The sequence below is a fragment of the Paenibacillus silvestris genome (assembly GCF_009882985.1).
GTDB classification, from domain to species: Bacteria; Bacillota; Bacilli; order Paenibacillales; family NBRC-103111; genus Paenibacillus_E; species Paenibacillus_E silvestris.
On sequence record NZ_WTUZ01000040.1, the window covers coordinates 35,327 to 53,870 of the forward strand.

At 45.1% G+C, this 18,544-nt stretch carries 16 protein-coding genes; 4 read left to right on the top strand and 12 right to left on the bottom strand.

All coding sequences use genetic code 11. The features are described from left to right. Window positions 1-34 precede the first annotated feature (34 nt). Entirely contained in the window at window positions 35-913 is an 879-nt protein-coding gene (locus GQF01_RS32225; RefSeq protein ID WP_161411195.1) for a LysR family transcriptional regulator, read from the top strand. 52 nt (window positions 914-965) lie between these two features. Here the strand turns inward: GQF01_RS32225 and GQF01_RS32230 are convergent, their stop codons facing one another. Next, window positions 966-1,424, bottom strand: a complete 459-nt coding sequence (locus tag GQF01_RS32230) for a hypothetical protein (RefSeq protein ID WP_161411196.1) — start codon at window positions 1,422-1,424, stop codon at window positions 966-968. A 16-nt stretch (window positions 1,425-1,440) separates the two neighbouring features. After that, the gene (locus tag GQF01_RS32235) at window positions 1,441-1,746 is read right to left on the bottom strand and encodes a hypothetical protein (protein ID WP_161411197.1); all 306 of its coding nucleotides are present in this window, start codon (window positions 1,744-1,746) and stop codon (window positions 1,441-1,443) included. Window positions 1,747-1,904: 158 nt separating this feature from the next. On the opposite strand from GQF01_RS32235, the gene GQF01_RS32240 reads away from it, so the two are divergent. Beyond that, on the top strand, window positions 1,905-2,483 hold the full coding sequence (locus GQF01_RS32240) for a CBO0543 family protein (protein WP_161411198.1): 579 nt from the start codon (window positions 1,905-1,907) through the stop codon (window positions 2,481-2,483). Between the two features lie 341 nt (window positions 2,484-2,824). Here GQF01_RS32240 and GQF01_RS32245 read toward each other — a convergent pair whose 3' ends face one another. Continuing rightward, window positions 2,825-3,637: a nucleotidyltransferase domain-containing protein gene (locus GQF01_RS32245; protein WP_202556816.1), complete on the bottom strand. Its 813-nt coding sequence runs from the start codon at window positions 3,635-3,637 to the stop codon at window positions 2,825-2,827. Between the two features lie 182 nt (window positions 3,638-3,819). Here GQF01_RS32245 and GQF01_RS32250 point away from each other — a divergent pair, with 182 nt between their 5' ends. Next, window positions 3,820-5,568: an ABC transporter ATP-binding protein gene (locus GQF01_RS32250; protein WP_161411200.1), complete on the top strand. Its 1,749-nt coding sequence runs from the start codon at window positions 3,820-3,822 to the stop codon at window positions 5,566-5,568. Window positions 5,569-5,599: 31 nt separating this feature from the next. Next, a complete protein-coding gene (locus GQF01_RS32255; RefSeq protein ID WP_235960848.1) occupies window positions 5,600-7,402 on the top strand; it encodes an ABC transporter ATP-binding protein in 1,803 nt (600 codons plus the stop codon). Between the two features lie 43 nt (window positions 7,403-7,445). Here the strand turns inward: GQF01_RS32255 and GQF01_RS32260 are convergent, their stop codons facing one another. The 9 genes from GQF01_RS32260 to GQF01_RS32300 all read right to left on the bottom strand — a co-directional run bounded on the left by GQF01_RS32260 (window position 7,446) and on the right by GQF01_RS32300 (window position 17,923). Continuing rightward, window positions 7,446-8,711, bottom strand: a complete 1,266-nt coding sequence (locus GQF01_RS32260; protein WP_161411202.1) for an RNA polymerase sigma factor — start codon at window positions 8,709-8,711, stop codon at window positions 7,446-7,448. Further along, a complete protein-coding gene (locus GQF01_RS32265; protein ID WP_161411203.1) occupies window positions 8,708-9,142 on the bottom strand; it encodes a YciI family protein in 435 nt (144 codons plus the stop codon). The genes GQF01_RS32260 and GQF01_RS32265 overlap by 4 nt, the downstream gene beginning before the upstream one ends. A gap of 43 nt (window positions 9,143-9,185) precedes the next feature. Next, window positions 9,186-10,007: an alpha/beta fold hydrolase gene (locus GQF01_RS32270; protein WP_161411204.1), complete on the bottom strand. Its 822-nt coding sequence runs from the start codon at window positions 10,005-10,007 to the stop codon at window positions 9,186-9,188. An 87-nt stretch (window positions 10,008-10,094) separates the two neighbouring features. Next, window positions 10,095-11,969 (bottom strand): heparinase II/III domain-containing protein, encoded by a 1,875-nt coding sequence (locus tag GQF01_RS32275; RefSeq protein WP_161411205.1) that lies wholly within the window; start codon window positions 11,967-11,969, stop codon window positions 10,095-10,097. Window positions 11,970-11,986: 17 nt separating this feature from the next. Beyond that, window positions 11,987-12,490: a GNAT family N-acetyltransferase gene (locus GQF01_RS32280; RefSeq protein ID WP_161411206.1), complete on the bottom strand. Its 504-nt coding sequence runs from the start codon at window positions 12,488-12,490 to the stop codon at window positions 11,987-11,989. A 169-nt stretch (window positions 12,491-12,659) separates the two neighbouring features. Then, on the bottom strand, window positions 12,660-13,658 hold the full coding sequence (gene pdxA, locus GQF01_RS32285) for a 4-hydroxythreonine-4-phosphate dehydrogenase PdxA (protein WP_202556817.1): 999 nt from the start codon (window positions 13,656-13,658) through the stop codon (window positions 12,660-12,662). Beyond that, window positions 13,655-14,965, bottom strand: a complete 1,311-nt coding sequence (locus tag GQF01_RS32290; protein ID WP_161411207.1) for a four-carbon acid sugar kinase family protein — start codon at window positions 14,963-14,965, stop codon at window positions 13,655-13,657. Before GQF01_RS32290 ends, pdxA begins: the two co-directional genes overlap by 4 nt. Window positions 14,966-14,998: 33 nt before the next feature. Further along, complete coding sequence (locus tag GQF01_RS32295; protein WP_145663490.1) at window positions 14,999-15,958, bottom strand: 2-keto-3-deoxygluconate permease; 960 nt, start codon at window positions 15,956-15,958, stop codon at window positions 14,999-15,001. A gap of 123 nt (window positions 15,959-16,081) precedes the next feature. Then, the gene (locus GQF01_RS32300) at window positions 16,082-17,923 is read right to left on the bottom strand and encodes a sigma-54-dependent Fis family transcriptional regulator (protein ID WP_161411208.1); all 1,842 of its coding nucleotides are present in this window, start codon (window positions 17,921-17,923) and stop codon (window positions 16,082-16,084) included. Between the last annotated feature and the right edge of the window lie 621 nt (window positions 17,924-18,544).

Sequence of the window (18,544 nt, forward strand, 5' to 3'; positions counted from 1 at the left end):
TCATTATATTTCAGAGGAGATATAGACCTCATCTATGATAAATAATTACGAATTGTACAAAGTTTTTTATTGGGCTGCCAAAACCGGGAGTTTAACACAGGCTGCCAAAGCCCTTTACATTACCCAACCAAGCGTCAGTCACGCCATCAAACAGTTGGAGGACAGCTTTGGTCTCGCCTTGTTTTACAGGAATTCCAAGGGTGTTGCTTTAACGCAAGAAGGTGCCATCCTTTATTCCTATATTGAGCAGTCGCAAAACTTCATTTCAAGAGCTGAGGAAAAAATGGCTGCACTAAAAAATCTGGACAGCGGCGAGCTGCGAATTGGCGGAAGCGATTCTCTCTTCAAGCATTACTTGCTACCTTACTTGGAAGAATTTCATCAGAGGCACCCAGGTATCAAGCTGCACTTGAATCATGGTACGACACCAGAGATCATCTCTTTTCTAAAAGAAGGTCGAATTGATTTAGGCGTTGTTCGTATGCCAATTGTTGATTCTCAACTTGAAGTAAGAGAAAGCATTCAGCTTAAGGATTGCTTTGTTGCGGGGCCGCGTTACGAACAGCTTAAAGGTGAAACGTTATCACTAGAAATGCTGCTCGAATTTCCTGTCATTCTCTTCTCGCGCAATAGCCGGGCGCGAATGGCCATTACGGAGTTATTCCAAAGTTACGGTTATAAACTCAAGCCCGAAATCGAGGTTGGAAGCGTGGAGCTTCTCATTGAGTTTGCACGGAAAGGGCTAGGAATCTCTTACGTGACCAAAGAGTTTATTTCGAAAGAACTTGAAGAAGGTTCCCTCTTCGAAATTCAATTAGACGTGAAACTGCCTCCTACACATGTGGGTATTATGACTATGCGTAATATGCCTCTTTCCATTTCTGCCAGAAGGTTCATAGAGTTGGTTCAATAGAGTTACAATGGAAACAGCCGATCCCATAAGGACCGGCTGTTTTTGTTTATTTTTAATTAGATGGGATGATGCGAAAGCTCTTATCCAAATTAACAAGCATCATGAAATTACGATTGAAAGTAAAGATACGTTTGACCTGATAATAGGACATTGTCACAGCAGTGAATGCTTCACTAAGCGAGAAACGCAGCTCAGGCCTGTCCAGTAGTAATCGACGCGATTCCCCTTCGAACTCAGGACTGCTCGAAATGACAGTTAACTTGCCTTTACTCACTGCTTTATCGATGGCACTCAGGAAATATTCTGCCTTCTGATAGCTGTATGCATTGCGCAGCCACTCGTGAAGATCAAAAATAATAGAGTTGGTTGTCACGTAGTTACGTTCTAGATCATGCAAATCCAGAAACAAAGAACGGGCTTTCGCATAACAGGAATCCTCTGGGTTCATTAAGGCAGCTAAAGCTGTTCCATCCAGGAAAATAGCATCCTGTATGTTCATTTGATTATCCATATGACGTCATCACTCCTTAATCCTCTAATCTGCATATACCATCCAAATACAGCAATGGGTTATCTTCCTTTTGATCAACCGAGATATGGGTTGTTTCGTATGGTGCGCTTTCCAGGTATTGCGCAATGATGCCATTGACAATTTCCTGAACGGTCGTATGCTGCATATCGGCGATTGCTCTCAGCTCATTATAGGTGTCGGGACTCAGTTCTAACGTGTCTTCTTCTTGCTCTTCACTTCTTGAAGTAATGAATTCGGAAGCGGTAGATTTCGCTTTTTCGAGTTGATTCTGAATGAAGCGTTTGTACGTATTCGTCGCCATCTTAATTCACTCCTTAATTATGCATAGCTTTTAAAGGATTCGTCGTATTTTGTCGATATCAGGGGGTGTTGTCGAACGGAAAGTGAGATTTCCCATCACCCGGTGTAAAATCAGCGAAAGCGCGCATAATAATAAAAAGACATGCAGGGAGATTTTCTATGACACCAGAGCAACAGCATGTATACGAAGAATTATTAAATAAAGAGAAGTCGTTATCTAACTCCTGGATTGACTATTGGGTACAATTTTCAAATGCGACCACCTGGCAATTTTGGGTCAATCTTGCTATGTTCGTGATTCCTTTAGTTATTCTTTGGTTCGTTCTTGATCGCAAGAAGGCGCTGCAAATCGGCTTTTACGGTTTCAGCGTGCATGTCATGGCTACTTATATTCATCTGTATGGCGTAAGAAATAATATCTGGGGATTTCCCTATATAATCATGCCTTATTTGCCTACTAGCATCACCATGGATGCCTCCTTCAATCCCGTTGTGCTTATGCTGCTATATCAATGGACTGTAAATCACAAAAAAAATTACTACTTATTTGGTGCACTTATGTGCGCCGGCTTCTCCTTCGTCTTTAAGCCATTGTTATCCACCATCGATTTATTCCATTTGTACGGCAGAATGAATTATTTTTATTTATTTTTGCTATACTTCCTAGTAACTATCCTTGCCAAATTGATAACCGATTTGTTTATTTATTTTCAAAGAGACTCTAGGCAAACTTCATAGTAGGAGCAAAAAAAGGCTTTCCCTAAGGTCATTAAATGACTGAGGGAGAGCCTTTTTGAACGTTTGGGAGCGTCTTTTTTTGGATTTAACTGGAAATAATAGCGTTAAGTAGTTGAATAACGCACAACAGGCATGAATAAATGGAATTTCTCCTGTTAATCCAGTCAATTGAGCCTAGAAACAGGCTTAAAGAGCTGATTAACAGGACTTTTTCAAGTTATTAGGTCAAACTAGCCGTGATTTGCTTGAAATTTAGGGAGTTTTTTCCAGCTATTCCATTCGGCTCAGAATCGTACAGGCTGTCCCATGTCATCCATTAACAGAGGGATCGCCTTTTTGTCCTACACACGATTAGCTTCTACATGTATAAATTTAAGCAAATCTATCAGATCAGTCAACCGTTCTGTTTGTGATTGATATAAACGATTAGGTTGAAGTCGCTTTATCGCTATTGCCTCTTCAATAAGTCCATGCCACTTGCCCGGCACATGATGAGTGCTGTAGAATCCAGCGCCTATTTTGCTAGTTATATCATGCTCTTTCAGTGTATACAATTGGCGCAACATACCGAGCGTACACCACTCGATTGCTTGATCAAGCTTTTCAATATTAATATCTTGTTCCTGTGCAAGGACAAGCTGCAATGTATCCTCAAGCCTAGTTATCCAACCAACCCAATAGCTGTTTAAGTTATGAATGACATATTGGCATAGAGAAGCAACATCCAATTCGTAATTGAACGTTATTTCGGAGCCATAGAACCGGATGCCCTGATTTTTTAATATCCACCACGTAATCGGATTGAGATCTGCTCCCTTGCCTTGTGTATTAGTTTGCTTATCAAAGTACGTCAATTGGGCATTGATTTCATTACGTATATTCGCTAGATCATCTAGAAGTAGGTAAGTTCCCATTAAACCCGTGTTCGGAATCTGAGCCTCCAATTCTTCGTGCGCTTCGGCGATGGCTTGGATATCCGATTTAGTTAGTGGTTCTCGTACAAAAGCTATAAAATCGATGTCACTGGAGCCTTCTATATAATCTTGTAAAGCAACTGAACCATACAGATAAATAGATACAATATTAGACGTTCGCGTGTTTAAAGAATGGACTAATTGCTTCATTGTTTTGTCAACCGCAGCTGGTAACATCATGATTTCCTCCGATTCCATGCTCTCTTCTTCTCATCTTTTATGATAAAGTTAGACAACATTCGAATAAAGAGAAAAAAAATAACGCCCATTTTCCAGTTTTAACAGTTGCAAAGGATGACAATTCCCCGAAATCGGAGTAATCTTCAAGTGAGGGGTTGACCACGGAAAAAGGAGTGTACACGATGGGTTTTATGAAGATTTATGTCAGTAAGCACTGGAAGCTGTTTCTGGTTGCTGTCTTTTTCGTGACGTTGGAAGCGCTCGCGGATCTACTGCAACCGACCATTATGTCACACATATTGGACGTTGGCGTTGCGGAGAAACGGCTTGACTATGTGCTCCGCATGGGCGGTTTGATGCTGATCATCACCGCGTTCGGAGCCGTCGCTGCCTCGATGCGCAATATTGTGGCAAGCCATGTTTCACAGAAATTCGGCACGGAACTAAGACGGGATTTATTCGAAAAAATCCAAGCGCTCTCGTTCGCGAATATCGAGCAATTCGAACGCGCATCATTAATTACGCGATTAACGAATGATGTGACACAAGTACAGAATTTTGTTAATGGTCTTATGCGCATTTTTGTTAAAGCTCCCCTCCTATGCATTGGGAGTCTCATCATGGCCGTGCGACTCAATCCCCATTTGTCCGTCGTACTGCTCATCGTTGTCCCGGTCGTCAGCGTGCTCGTTGCGCTCAACTTGAAGGTGGGATTTGCCCGGTTTGTAGGCGTACAAAAGTCGCTGGACAGCGTCAATCGGGTTATGCGGGAGTATCTGTCTGGCGTTCGCGTCGTCAAAGCTTTCAATCGGTTTGACCATGAGACAGGTAAGTTCCAACAGGCCAACATCGAATATCAGAACAAATCGATTCAGGTGACGAGGCTTCTTGCTATTTTTAATCCCTCTATTCTGCTCAGCGTCAACTTCGGGATCGCTGCTGTGTTATGGCTAGGAGCCTCACGGGTTAGTAACAATCAGATGCAAGTCGGGCATATCGTCGCATTCGTCAATTACATGACACAGATTTTGTTTGCGCTGATGACTATATCAATGGTTTTCAACTTATTCGTACGGGCGAAAGCTTCCGCCAATCGAATTGGCGAAGTTTTTGATCAGGTAAATACAATGACTTGGGACGCGAATACCGCTCTGCCCACCGGTCGTCAAGGATGCCAGATTGACTTTGAGCATGTTTCGTTTTCCTATGAGGGTGCGTCTGGAGAACCGGTACTCAAAAATATCAACTTAACGTGCTTACCGGGTGAAACAATTGGTATTATTGGGTCTACTGGCTCAGGAAAAAGCAGTCTTGTGAACCTCATTCCCCGTTTCTATGATGTGAGCTCCGGCTCGATTCGCGTAGATGGTGTGGACACTCAGGAGCTTGACCCAGCGAAGCTCCGTGATCGAATTGCCATTGTGCCACAGAAATCGATTCTGTTTAGCGGCACGATTGAAGAGAATCTGCTTTGGGGCAATGAGCATGCTTCGCGTGAAGAGATTATGCAGGCTGCGAACATGGCAGAAGCGCACAGCTTTATAGCTGCGTTCCCCGAGGGTTATGAAACCATGCTTGGTCAACGTGGCGTGAACTTGTCAGGTGGCCAGAAACAACGCTTGTCGATCGCTCGTGCACTCATTCGGAAGCCGGATGTTCTAATTCTGGATGATTGTACAAGCGCTCTGGATACGACAACGGAGACAAATATTAAAGAATCACTCAAATCATTCGCATCTGGTGTCACCTGTCTACTCATTGCACAGCGGATTACCTCTGTCATGGATGCTGATAAAATCGTTGTCATGGACGATGGTGAGATCGTTGGCATCGGCACCCATGAAGCATTGATGAAGAGCTGCCGTGTCTATGTGGAAATTTTCCAATCGCAATTCGGAAAGGAGCTGCCTCATCATGTCAAAGCCGAATGAAGGATCGCGTCAACCAGCCCCTGACGTCCCAATGATTGCGGGACCCCTGGGTCGGGGAGGTCGCGCTCCAACCGTGAAGCCCAAAAATTTCAAAGGCACCCTAAGCCGTCTATGGTCCTACCTAGGTACAGAACGAAAATGGCTGACGATAGTCTTCCTGTTCATTATTGCGGATTCCGCTTTGACACTAGCCGGCCCTTACCTCATCGGTGTAGCCGTAGACGCGATGGCAGGAGGCCAGGTTAATTATAGCGTACTGGATGTAACACTTATCGTTCTCCTTTCCACTTACATCGCAGATGGCGGGCTTACCTTCCTGCAGAGCTGGGTTATGGCTGGACTAGCACAGCGCGTAGTGAAACGGCTTCGGCAAACGATGTTTGCGAAGCTGCAGAAGCTCCCTCTTGCTTTCTTCGATGGGCGCTCTCATGGTGATATCATGAGCCGATTATCGAATGATATTGATAACGTGAGCAACTCAATATCGCAATCCACTACGCAGTTGATGTCAGGCTCCATTGCTATCGTCGGTTCCTTAGTGATGATGCTGATCCTAAGTCCGACCCTGACGCTGGCGAGTCTCATCACCGTTCCACTCGTATTCTTCCTGGCCAAGACCATTACCAAGCGAACTAGTGTGTTATTCAAAGACCAACAGGCACAGCTAGGCAAGCTCAATGGTCATATTGAGGAAACCATTTCCGGGCTTCTCGTTGTCAAAGCTTTTAATCGTGAGAAGAAAGCTATCGACGAATTCAATTCCGTGAACGGAAGACTCTATGAAGTTGGGTTGAAGGCGCAGATCTGGTCCGGCTTTTTAATGCCTCTGCTAAGCGTCATCAACAATATTGGTTTCTCCGCTGTTGCCATTGTAGGAGGTGTTCTCGCTGTCAAAGGTCACATCACAGTCGGCGTTATTGCCAGCTTTCTGAGCTATTCGCGCCAATTTGTTAGACCGCTTAATGAGATTGCGAACACGTATAACGTGCTGCAGTCTGGTGTTGCTGGGGCAGAACGTGCCTTTGAAGTGTTGGATGAAGCGGAGGAAGTCGAAGATGAACCTGGCGCTATCGAACTGGTGAAACCCGTCGGACACGTCACCTTCCAGGATGTAACCTTCGGTTATCGTCCCGATCGGCCGATCCTGAATCAAGTCAGCTTTGATGCGCCGGCTGGCAGCAGTCTTGCACTTGTTGGACCCACTGGCGCCGGCAAGACGACGATCGTCAACTTAGTGACACGGTTCTATGACGCCACCAGTGGGACGATTTTCATTGACGGGCGCGATATCAAATCCTATACGCGCGACAGCCTGCGCCGCAGCTTCGGCATCGTGCTGCAGGATACGTATTTGTTCTCCGGCACCATTAAGGAGAACATCAAATACAGCAAGCCGGATGCATCGGATGCTGAAGTGATTACCGCTGCTAAGCTTGCGAATGCAGATGCCTTCATCAGCCGGCTGCCTAAGCGATACGACACCCCGCTCTCCGAGAATGGCGGGAATTTGAGTCAGGGGCAGCGCCAATTGCTTGCGATCGCGCGCGTCATACTGGCTGATCCTTCCATTCTTATTCTGGATGAGGCGACGAGCAGCATTGATACGCGGACCGAATTGCATATTCAGGAAGCCCTGCTCTCCATCATGAAGGGCCGCACTAGCTTTATCATTGCGCATCGTCTGAATACGATTAGGGACGCGGATACAATTATGGTTATTGACCGTGGTGAGATCGCCGAACAAGGCAGTCACAGCACATTGATGAATCAAGATGGTACGTATTCCCGGATGTTTTCCAATCAATTTAAAAATCTTGAGAGTACAGCTGAATAAAAGAAAAAGAGCCCTAGGATGCTTAGCATGCCTCGGGCTTTTCTTATTCGTAATCCAAGCGCTCCTTGTTACGGTGCTCTTCTGCCCGTTTCAGTAAAAGTTCCTTTTCTCGTTCATTTTTCGTCATCGATGCGGCGCGTTCAAATTCCATACAAGCTTCATCTAGCCTCCCTAACTTGACCAAGAGATCACCACGAACACTCGGCAACAAATAATATCCCTTTAAGGATGTCTCCGATTGCAAAGCATCAACCATTTGCAGCCCGAAGGCCGGACCAAAAGCCATTGATATTGCAACAGCCTGATTTAATTCAACAATCGGTGATGGCGATACGATCGAAAGCGCTTCATAGAGTGCTGCAATTCGGATCCAATCTGTCTCAGTTGCAGTCCTCGCTTCTGCATGACAGGCAGAAATCGCTGCCTGTATTGCGTAAGGACCAAGTGGCTGTCCAAGCTTCCTGCTTCTTTCTAATGCCGTCAAGCCTCTGCGGATCAACAGGTGATCCCAACGGGCTCGATTCTGATCCATAAGAAGCACGGGTTCTCCGTTGCTGTCAACCCGTGCTTTAAACCTTGAAGATTGAAGCTCCATCAAGGCGACAAGTCCATGCACTTCTGGTTCCTGTACAGCAATCTCCGCAAGTACGCGTCCGAGCCTCAGTGCCTCTTGGCACAACAGGGGACGGATCCAATGTTGCCCCGAGGTTGCTGAGTATCCTTCATTGAACATGAGATAAATGACTTCAAGAACGGAAGACAGGCGGTCTTTAAGTTCCTCGACAGGCACTTCAAAAGGCACCTTCTCAGCACTAAGAGTCCTTTTTGCACGAACAATTCGCTGGGCTATCGTTGGCTCGGCGACGAGAGAAGATCGCGCTATCTCATCTGTGGTCAGTCCACATAATAGGCGAAGCGTCAGTGCAACTCTCGCATCCCGCGATAAAATAGGATGGCAAGTCATAAAGATCAAACGAAGGAGATCGTCACCGATCTCCTCTTCCAAATGCTTGTCATTTTCTTCGTATGCATCTAGGGTATAGGCCATTTCCCTATATTTTTGATCACGAAGTTTGTTCCTGCGCATATGATCAATAGCTCGCCGCTTGGCTGTTGTCATTAACCAGGCGCCCGGATTGTCAGGAATATTGTGATCGGACCATCGATCAAGAGCAATCACAAGCGCATCCTGGGCAAGATCCTCTGCAAGGCCCACGTCACGCACCATTCGCGTTAATCCCGCGATAATTTTGGGCGACTCCATTCGCCATATTGTCTCAATGGTTCGATGTGTAGTGGACAACTTCACGCTTTATGCTGCTCCCTGACTAGCTGACGAAGTGCTGCATCTCTCGCAATTGTTTCGGGGTCGTCCGCTAACTCCTCCATCTCGAATACCTGTCTGAGCTCAATTTCCCCTTGACCGAATCCATGGGGATCCGGCATGCGCAGCGCCCACTCGATGGCCTCTTCCCTGGACTTAACTTCAATCAACGTATAGCCAGCTATCATTTCTTTGGCTTCCGTGAACGGACCGTCGACTACTTTCGGTTTGCCTCCAGGCTCTGGGTAGGAAATCCGAATAGCGCCAGAGCTAGGCTGTAAACCGTCCGCAGCAAGTAAAACACCGGCTCGTACTAATTCCTCGTTATACTTTTGCATGGCGTCAAGAAGTTCTTGGCTTGGCAAATTCCCTGCCTCTGAGTCTGTTGTAGCCTTAACAATCATCATGAATCTCATCTTCTTGGATCCCTCCTAATTTTGTATACCTATGAATTAATAATTAACTGATTTTATTGGTTTCCATAAAGAAAGCTGCAAGCTCCGTGGATATAAGCTTGGAATTGAGTTTCTTCGTATGCCCAAGCCCCTTTTTACTCCGCAGTTCTGCGTTAGGGAGCACACCGGCTAGTGCTTGGGCAGCATGACGCAGCGAAGCAGGACTCTCAACGCCTTCGAGCACCAGAGTTTGTATCGTGACATTTCCCCATTCGCTTGTTGGCAGCGGCTTTCCGTCCATGAATCCTGCTAATAAAGCTGCATCGTAGGGAAGTGTGTGCGCAACAGCCATGAGATTTGCCCACACACCTGGCATCATGCGCATCATACTGACTATGAAAGAAGGGGCACCCATGCCTTTGGTCATAAAATACTTGATGGCATCAGCAGGACGATTAGCGGCAATAAGCTCAGTAACATGTTGAACCAAATCTTGAGGCGGTCTGCGGTCTGTCTCTTTCACCACAAATGGAGGCTCATGCAGAGCTAATTTCGTGATGTTTGCTCCTCTTGCTGCAGCTTGCAAGGAAAGCACTGCCCCGGATGACAAACCCCATACGTAGGCCGAACCACCAGCTGCTTCAATTAATGCATCAAGATCTTCAAACTCGCGTTCTATGGCGTATGTGTTCTTGTCTCCGCTGCTGCCGCGGCCGCGGCGGTCATAGTTGTACACCGTGAAATGCTGGGATAATAAACTTGCCAGCTGTACCACATCTGGGAACTTGCGATAACTGAATGCCCCACCTACCAGGATAATTGCTGGTCCATGCCCCATTTTATCATACGCGATCTTCGTGCCGTCTTTCGAAATGATAGTGTCCATTGAAATCTCCTTTTCTAGTGCCTTGAATTTCACTCTCTATAAGGACAACGAATGGGCGACGAAAGAATCGACACGATAGCAACATATTTATAACTTATTTATTAAAATAATGGACTCGCCATGATCGATAGCCGTTATTGCACTAAGCTTGATTCTGTACAACTGGTCTCCCCATACGTCACTCATCACTTCGTCATCAAGAACAATCAGGTCAGTTGAAGCCGCAAACATTTCCCCATCATATCGGATCATCAACTTATTATCATTGATATCTTGCAGCGCAATGATGCCAATTCTCTCGAACTGAGGAGCATGTGGTGTCATTATAATGAGAGAAATATCGCCTGTCATACGCTCCAGTTGAAAATTATCCTTGATTTCAATAGAGGGATTTGAATCACGAATGAGGCTAATGGAGCGCTTCCAGCTTGTAATGCCAGCAGAATCAGCGTAAGCGTTCTCTATGTTCATCGAGATCGAAGCAACCGAATCTTCTTGAGTGTAAATGACTTGATCCGCTCTATGCTGTCTTCCAGCAAGCTGCTGCACCCCATTAATAAGGGGTAGATTATGATTAGCAGACTGATTTGACCAGATGGAATAGCGTTCTGAAAAGAAAGATTTGGATGTATAGGTCCCAACACCAGGATCAATAATCATCGGAGAACCATCGTAATACACGATGAAATGACCGATGTCATTATGATTATGACTTTCATCATTATGTCCACCCTTAGCTGCGAGGTACAACCCCTTGGATGAGCCTTCCTGCTCCCGCGCAACCATCACTTGAATCCCGCCAAGCCAAGCATCCCTTATATACGGAGATTCTCCGGTATCCTGCTCCATTTCTCTGTAATGAAAAACAGCTGACAATAAACGAAACATGGTCGAAAACTCTACATGGGTTGCTTCCTCACGCTTTTTCTTCAACTCGATGGCACCAAGTCCAGATAGCTTAGCATCGTTAATACGCCGGCCATATCGATACATGAGTTCAGCAGGAATATGTACGATAGCCGAGCTGTCAGCAAAGTTGGCATAATAATTCCCGTCAATATAAGCTTTGTAGATATATCGACCCATATTTTGAATAAGCGGCTCTTGAAAAACATCCAAGCTTCCACTCGTCGCACCATAAAGCAGTTCCAGACAATCAAACAATTTGCCACCTGCATATATCCAATACTTCGGCCCTTCTTCGCAGCCGCCATCTGAATCTAGTCGTTCTATATACTTATCCAAACTGCGCATCGCTTTAAGAATCGCTTCTTCACGACGCTGTTGGTCGTCTTCCAAGAGCAGGAACGCCAGTAGGCAATTTGAATGACACCAGGGGTTCCAATTGTTTAACATCCGCTCTTGATTGAATCCCATCCACCAGAAATCAGTACGTTGTAAATAAGGGTCTAGAATCCGATTCTTAACCTCAAGATGTATGCGTTCACAAACCATAATGCTACTAACATCCAGCTTCTTTTTCAGTAGAAAATAGGCCCATGACAGCAAGGTCGCAGTTTCAGCAGCGAACAATTCAATGATTGGATCCGTCACATCAGGAAGTGGATCCTGTCGCTTCATCATATAACCATGCCCTGGGATCCCCCAGAATGTTTCTTCACAAATGCACCAGATTCCATTGATGATATCATCCATAAAGCGCCCTTGGTTCTCGATACATTCCGCAACGACCAAAGAAGCGAGGTCCTGCCTTCGTTCTAATAAAAGCGAATCATATTTAACACGATTCCCTGTTCTACTGAAGTCCATATATTGCGTGGCTGTGATAGTTGGCCATGAATAATTGAGCTTGCGTTCAGCTTTTTCAATCCAAAAACGCTGCACATTTTGTGGAACATCAAGCCATTCCGTGCGCTCCTCACAAGTAGGAAATGGCTTGTAATTCTCCTTAGAAAGCAAGTTTCTTCTCACAAATTCAGCATCATAACGATCTGCTAACATGACTATCATCCTCTACCTTAGATGTAAAGAACCATTAAATCCTCATCAAAATATTGTTCGTTAACCTTCAATGCTTTACGTTCCACGCCATAGATTTCGAAACCTAAGGACTTGTACAATTTTTTGGCAATAAAATTCTCTGACATAACGGTTAAATTAATTTGCTCCAATCCTTCATAACCGCTTGCTCTTTTAACCAAGTCCAGCATAAGTTTTTTCCCTAAACCATGCCCACTCGCTTCAGGTGCTACATACATCCCGTAGACATTTCCTTTATGGAGGCTTTTCAGACCGTTCTCTCGAACGAAGTTTACTATGCCAACAAGCGAACCGCTATCATCAAATGCCCCAAGTACAAACTTCCCATTCGCAGGTTTTATTCTCTCAGCGAAGGTTTCCAACGTAAACTGAACTTCTCTTTCGTAGGTCGAGCCAAATGCCTCAGGGCTAAGTTTCAAGGCTTTTAAACGCAACTCTTGATACTTTCTAACATCGGACTCATCCAGAACTCGAATATTCATCATTTTTTCCTCCTATCTCCTATTTCCATGTCATTACTATTTCTTCATCACGCTATTAAAACCTTTTGGTTTAATCCGCGGCAGTTTGAAAATGTAAAAGACTCCTATAGCGAAAAAACCTCTGAACACGGCTCAATGGCCAAGTTCAGAGGTTTTATCATCTCTTATGTTATTGTTCGCGTCTAGGTGCCAATTCAATCGCTTGCTTAAGAGCTTCTTTCAGACTTTGCTCATCCGCAATGCCTTTGCCGGCAATATCAAACGCTGTACCGTGATCTACGCTAGTTCGGATAATCGGAAGACCTACCGTAATATTAACACCGGCTTCCAGCCCCAATACTTTGATCGGACCATGTCCCTGATCATGATACATAGCAACGACGATATCGAAGTCTCCCCGCGTTGCGCGGAAGAATAATGTATCTGCCGGCAGAGGTCCTACAACTTGAATGCCTTCTTCTTGCGCCTTCTTGACCGCAGGAACGACTTTCTCGTCTTCCTCCCCATAGCCAAAAAGCCCATTTTCTCCCGCATGCGGGTTGATTCCGCAGACAGCAATTTTTGGTGCCTCATACCCAGCTTTTTGCAAGGTTTCGTGAGCCATTCGAATGACTTTGTAGACACGATCTGGATTGATCATCCGTACAGCATCAAGAATACCAACGTGTGTCGTGACATGAATAACCTTCAATTTCGGCGCTGAAAGCATCATTGAAAAGTCTTCTGTACCTGTCAGATCAGCTAAAATTTCAGTATGTCCTGGGTAGATATGTCCACCTTTATGAAGGGCTTCTTTGTTTAACGGAGCTGTACAAATAGCATCAATTGCTCCTGCGTTAGCTAGTTCAATCGCCTGTTTCAAATACATGAATGCGGCATGTCCAGCTTCTTTGGAGACTTGACCTATTGGAAGATCCGCTGGCAATAAGTCTAGGTCATAACAATCCACAGTTCCGTGTACGAATTGCGCTTCTTCCACTGAAGCAATTCGGCGAACACGAAGTCCTGTATGAACGAACTGATCCGCTCTCTCTAATAATTTGGCGTCTCCAATAACAAAGGGACGGCAGGTATCATAAATTTGGGCATCTTTTAGTGATTTCATGATGATTTCTGGGCCTACACCTGCTCCATCACCCATTGTAATGCCTATTATTGGTCTATTCATTGAAATACTTCCCCCTTTAAAGCTTTTTTAGCTTTGGATAAGCTATGTTCATTTCCGAAAGCTCCTGCTTTTGTTACTGCCCATACGGGCTTATCACGAACAAGGAGTCCTAATGGGATACCTGGCTCTATTTCTTTGATCAGCTGTATGGAGGATACGCCTAGATGTTTACAAACCCCTTTTGCCGTATCTCCTCCTGTTAAAATAACTCCTTGCAGCTCGACGCTCTGCATAATTTCGGAGGCGATTTCGCCTAAAATATGCGAGATCTGGTTGGATACTTCTGTAGAATTGAGTCCTCTTTGTGAGCCTGCTGCCTTCGTCAATTGCACTTGTTCAGGAGATGAGCTTGCGCACAGAGAAACGTCGAAGCCGTCCATTAACGCAGCTTGAAGCTCCCTTCCACAACGTTCAATCTCTGCCTTTAAACCTTCTTCGGAAGCGATGGCTTGTACCGTATTTAGTTCTACGGCGATAACTCGCGGCTCCCTGTTATAAGCAGCTACTTGCCCACGGGTCACCTGCGAAATGCTTCCTGCAACTAACATCACAGGCTTCGTCCCGCCTAGCGTTTGCTCGGAAGACTCACTTGAATGAACTGGAAGCGATAATGCGCTAGGCAGGAAATCAGCTAATCCCGCAGAACCTGCCCACAACGGTTTGTAACTAGTTTGAGCAACCCACTCAGCGATATGCCCGACATCTTCTTCGGTTGTCGCATCAAAAACGATGAGTTCTATTTTCGCTTCAAGGAGTGATTGGATATTCAGGTGTACCTGATCTTTTCCAGCGCGCAGGATGTCTAAAGGAATAAGGCCAACTTTACGTTTGGATTGCGAAGAAAATAATTTGACCAAATCGGACTCTTTGACTGGACATTTCGGATCATTCGCTATTTCGGTTTCACTTACCGGAACTCCGTTCAGATAATGAATGCCTTGTGATGTGGTACGGCCAATCTTCGGGAATGCTGGAGCTACGACGGCAAAATCAAAAGGAATGACATCCATCACAGCGTCAATTTCGACACCCAGATTTCCGCGAAGTGTGGAATCCATTTTTTTATAAATATGTGGGAAATCCGCTTGATGAATGGGAAGGGCTGCTTCCTTCACCCTGGCATATGCGATCTCTTGCGCAACAGAACGGCTGTCGGTATCGATGACGATAGCCTCCATCGCCTGCTCTTGTTTGGAAACTTGCTCAATATCAAAAAATACTTGTGTTTGCAGTCCTTTTCTTGCAAATTGAACACCTGAATCGGAAGCTCCGGTCAAGTCATCTGCAATGATGGCAATTTGTTTCATGGTGCAGTTCCTCCCATGCAAATCTATAACGATTTAGTTGATTTGACTCTTTGCTCCAATTTTTTTGGCATACCAAGCTGTTACGATTGGAACCAGGATCGCTGTAACGATTACGCAAGAAGCTACCAATGCTGTTGCAGATGGTACTAGCGGAGCATAAGCGGCATTCGCCGCGGCTACTGCTGCTGGAACACCCGCCGCATTTCCTGCTGTCGAAGCAGCGGATATACCTGCAATACCGTTTCCGCCAATCAATCTGTCGATAAGCGTTAGAGTAAGACCGGTAACAGCGACGACGCCAATTCCCAGCAATACGCCAAGGAAACCAGCTTTCCAAACCGTTTGAAGATTCAAACCTGCACCCAAAGCAAAGGCAAAGAACGGAACTAAGACAGGAACAGCTTTGGATAGAAATTCACGCATGTCTTTATCTAAATTTCCTAAGATCATACCCACGATTAATGGCAAAATCGCGCCAACGAATGTCTGCCAAGGAAACGCGGCCAAACCAGCAATTCCTAATGAAATCATCGTAAAGAAAGGTCCGGATTCCAAGCTCATGACAGAGTAAGCGCCAACATCTTCTTTCTTGCCGAACTGTCCCATTAGAGCCATATACAATCCACCGTTTGTATCATTCATGGCAGCTACGATGGCGAGTACTGAAATGCCGGCAAAGAAGCCTTCGCTAATCATGCCACTGCCTAGAAACTTAGCAGCTATAAATCCTACGACGATCGCAGTTAAAATTTTAGTGCCAAGCAAAGTGCCGCCTTTTTTCAAAATGTAAGGAGTTGCTTTAAAATTGATCGTAGAACCCATACAGACGTAGAAGACAGCTAAAATTGGCAAAGATCCCGTCATTAAAGCGCCTGTGAAAGATCCAAATGTTTTGCCCATTGTAGGGAATAATGTTGTAATAATAGCCCCCAAAATCAGCGGAACAATCATCATTCCCCCGGGAATCCGATCAATTGCTGCTTTAATTCTCATGATGTACTTCCTCCTAAGAAGTTTTTATTGAGCATATAGTTGCAATATGCAACACTGTTTTTCGATATTGCCCATGAGATGATTATATGACAGTATCAAGGTGAGAACAACGGGCACAATCGTTTAAATTTGCAACACGTCTTTCAACTTCCTCCATAGCGTAGATCGATTAATGCCTAATCGTTTTGCGGCTTTTGATTGATTCATTCCTTCTTTTTCTAATATTTCCAACAGAATTCGCTGTTCAATCTCATCCCATGTCCCTGATAAATTTATGGTAGCCAGCTGGCTCGATGCTTCATTTTGCAACGATTCCTTTACTTTCTGCCAACCTTCTTTGGCTTCACTCGTGCCGATATAATGTCCGTTCGTACAGGAAAGCATGCTCTCCAAAACGATTCTCAATTGGTGGATGTTTCCTGGCCATAATTTGTGCATGAGATCATCTTCTAGTACCTCCGGCCTGATACCAACAATTTGTTTGCCATGACGGGAGTTATAATTCGCAATTAATACGCGGGCTATTTCATCAATATCTTCCAATCTTTCGCGTAAAGGCGGCAGGTTCATGTTCATATCCATGAAGGCAAGGACAAAGGACGGCTCCATTTCTTCTTTTTTTAGCATCAACTTAATCGGGTGGGACGTTGTTACTATAAGACGGGCGTGTGTCCCCGTTGTCATCGTAGAAAGAAGCTTCCGCTGCAGCTGCGGACGAACGTGTTGGATATTAGCTAGACAAATCGTTCCGACAGATTCTTTGAAAAGTAGTCCGGGATAATCCTCCGTCCCGAGTAAGACCGCTTCCTGTTCCTCTTCCGATAATTGCTCGCATGGAATGATGTATAGAGCGTCTGCTGAGCGCGCACTTGCGGAATGAATGGCTTGACAGAAAAGCTGCTTTCCGCTGCCCTCTTCTCCCGTTATCCAAATGGGATTTCGTGTTTGCGCCATCGCTTTAGCCCGCTTAATAGCTTGCATAATGACACTGCTGGAGCCCATAACCTGGGCAAACGTAGCAATGCGGTCGGTTATTTGGAAATTATAAGTACCAGCACTGTTACTATTAGTTTCTGTAGGATATAAATAAACGAAGTAGCTATAGCTCGCTCGACTTTGCTTCGAAGGCACAATGATTTCAATGCTTACCTGTCTTCTCTGAAACCACTTTGTTTGTTTATTTACCCCGCCAGTTGTACGCTTGCCAGCCTCCTCCAAATAACGGCTCCATATTGGATCGATGCCTGCTAGATTCATCCCTCGAATCACGGAGCTGTTATAACCTAATAATGAGGCCGCTGCTTCATTGGCATAGAGGATTCCGCCGCTTTCATTGACAGCCATAACGCCTGTCCGGTGATGTTCAAGGATATGTTCAAATAAATGTTCGCTTTCCTGGGCTTTCCAGACGAACTCATAAATCCTTTTCACCTCTTCAAGCGCTTCGAGCACAGACTCCCGTCCGCTAGTTATCAGAATGCCGTTATAGCCCATTTGTTCGGCTGTATTCACGGTGACGACATCTCCAAGAACGATTTGGGCATCTTCCGCCAAAGCTTTTTCCAATGCTTGAGGAACGTCAGAAGCCCGATCCACCGAATAGATGGGAATTTCATAATCAAGCAAGCTGGAGACCTCCGCGACTCCGCGGCAAATGTTAGGAAAACCAATGATGGCTACTTTACTATTCGAATTTTTCACCAATGTGAGTACCCTCAAAATGTCGTACCCAGAAACAGGAATATCGACCACAGGTGTAGTTACATGGCTTTTAATCAATGTCGATGTGCCCCCACGGCTCAAGATGACATCATATTTTCCTTTGGCAGCTTGAACGATGGGAAGCGCGTTATGTAGATCCGCCACTTCAATGTCAATCTTTATCCGTGCATCATCCTTAGCGATGCTCTCGATTAACCCCTTTAACCCGGGATATGGGGCGATTGCCAATACTTTTATTTGCATGCGGGAAGAAACTCCTTTATGTAAAAATAATTTATTATTGTGTTGCACTTTACAACAAATATGTATCATTATAAGCTTTCTCGTTTTATTATAGCCAATTTAATTCACGGTTACTTGATTATGCAACATTAATCTGCTAAGAAGGGTCCACGTGGCGGTCCTTTCGTGTCTAACGGCAAGTTCAATAACACGTAAGCGGGATGAGATGTTGTGGTGTTAGCCGCGAGATTGGATACGGCAAAGGAGACATATGCCTGACGCCCTAGCAATCCTGCAAAAAGTGCAGCAAATTTTGCGGGTTGATCCCAAAGGTTCCCTATTGACACATACTCGAGGCACTGTTGGTTTCACTTGCGAGTACATAATCTGGGGTGCTAGGTTCTCACTCTTCTTCTCCCGTTGGATGAAATACAATGTGATCACCGTAAAAACATATTCATTCCTCTTTTGATTGGATGAAATCCAACAACAGTGACTAAAAAGACGCTAAATCCGTCAAAATTTCTTGCTTCGCTGGATTTTGTCCAATCAAATAGGCATTTGGGCCTCTAAATTCGCATGCTCGTTGGAATTCATCCAATGTGCCTTACTTAGCCACCCCTTCGACCCTACCTAATAAAC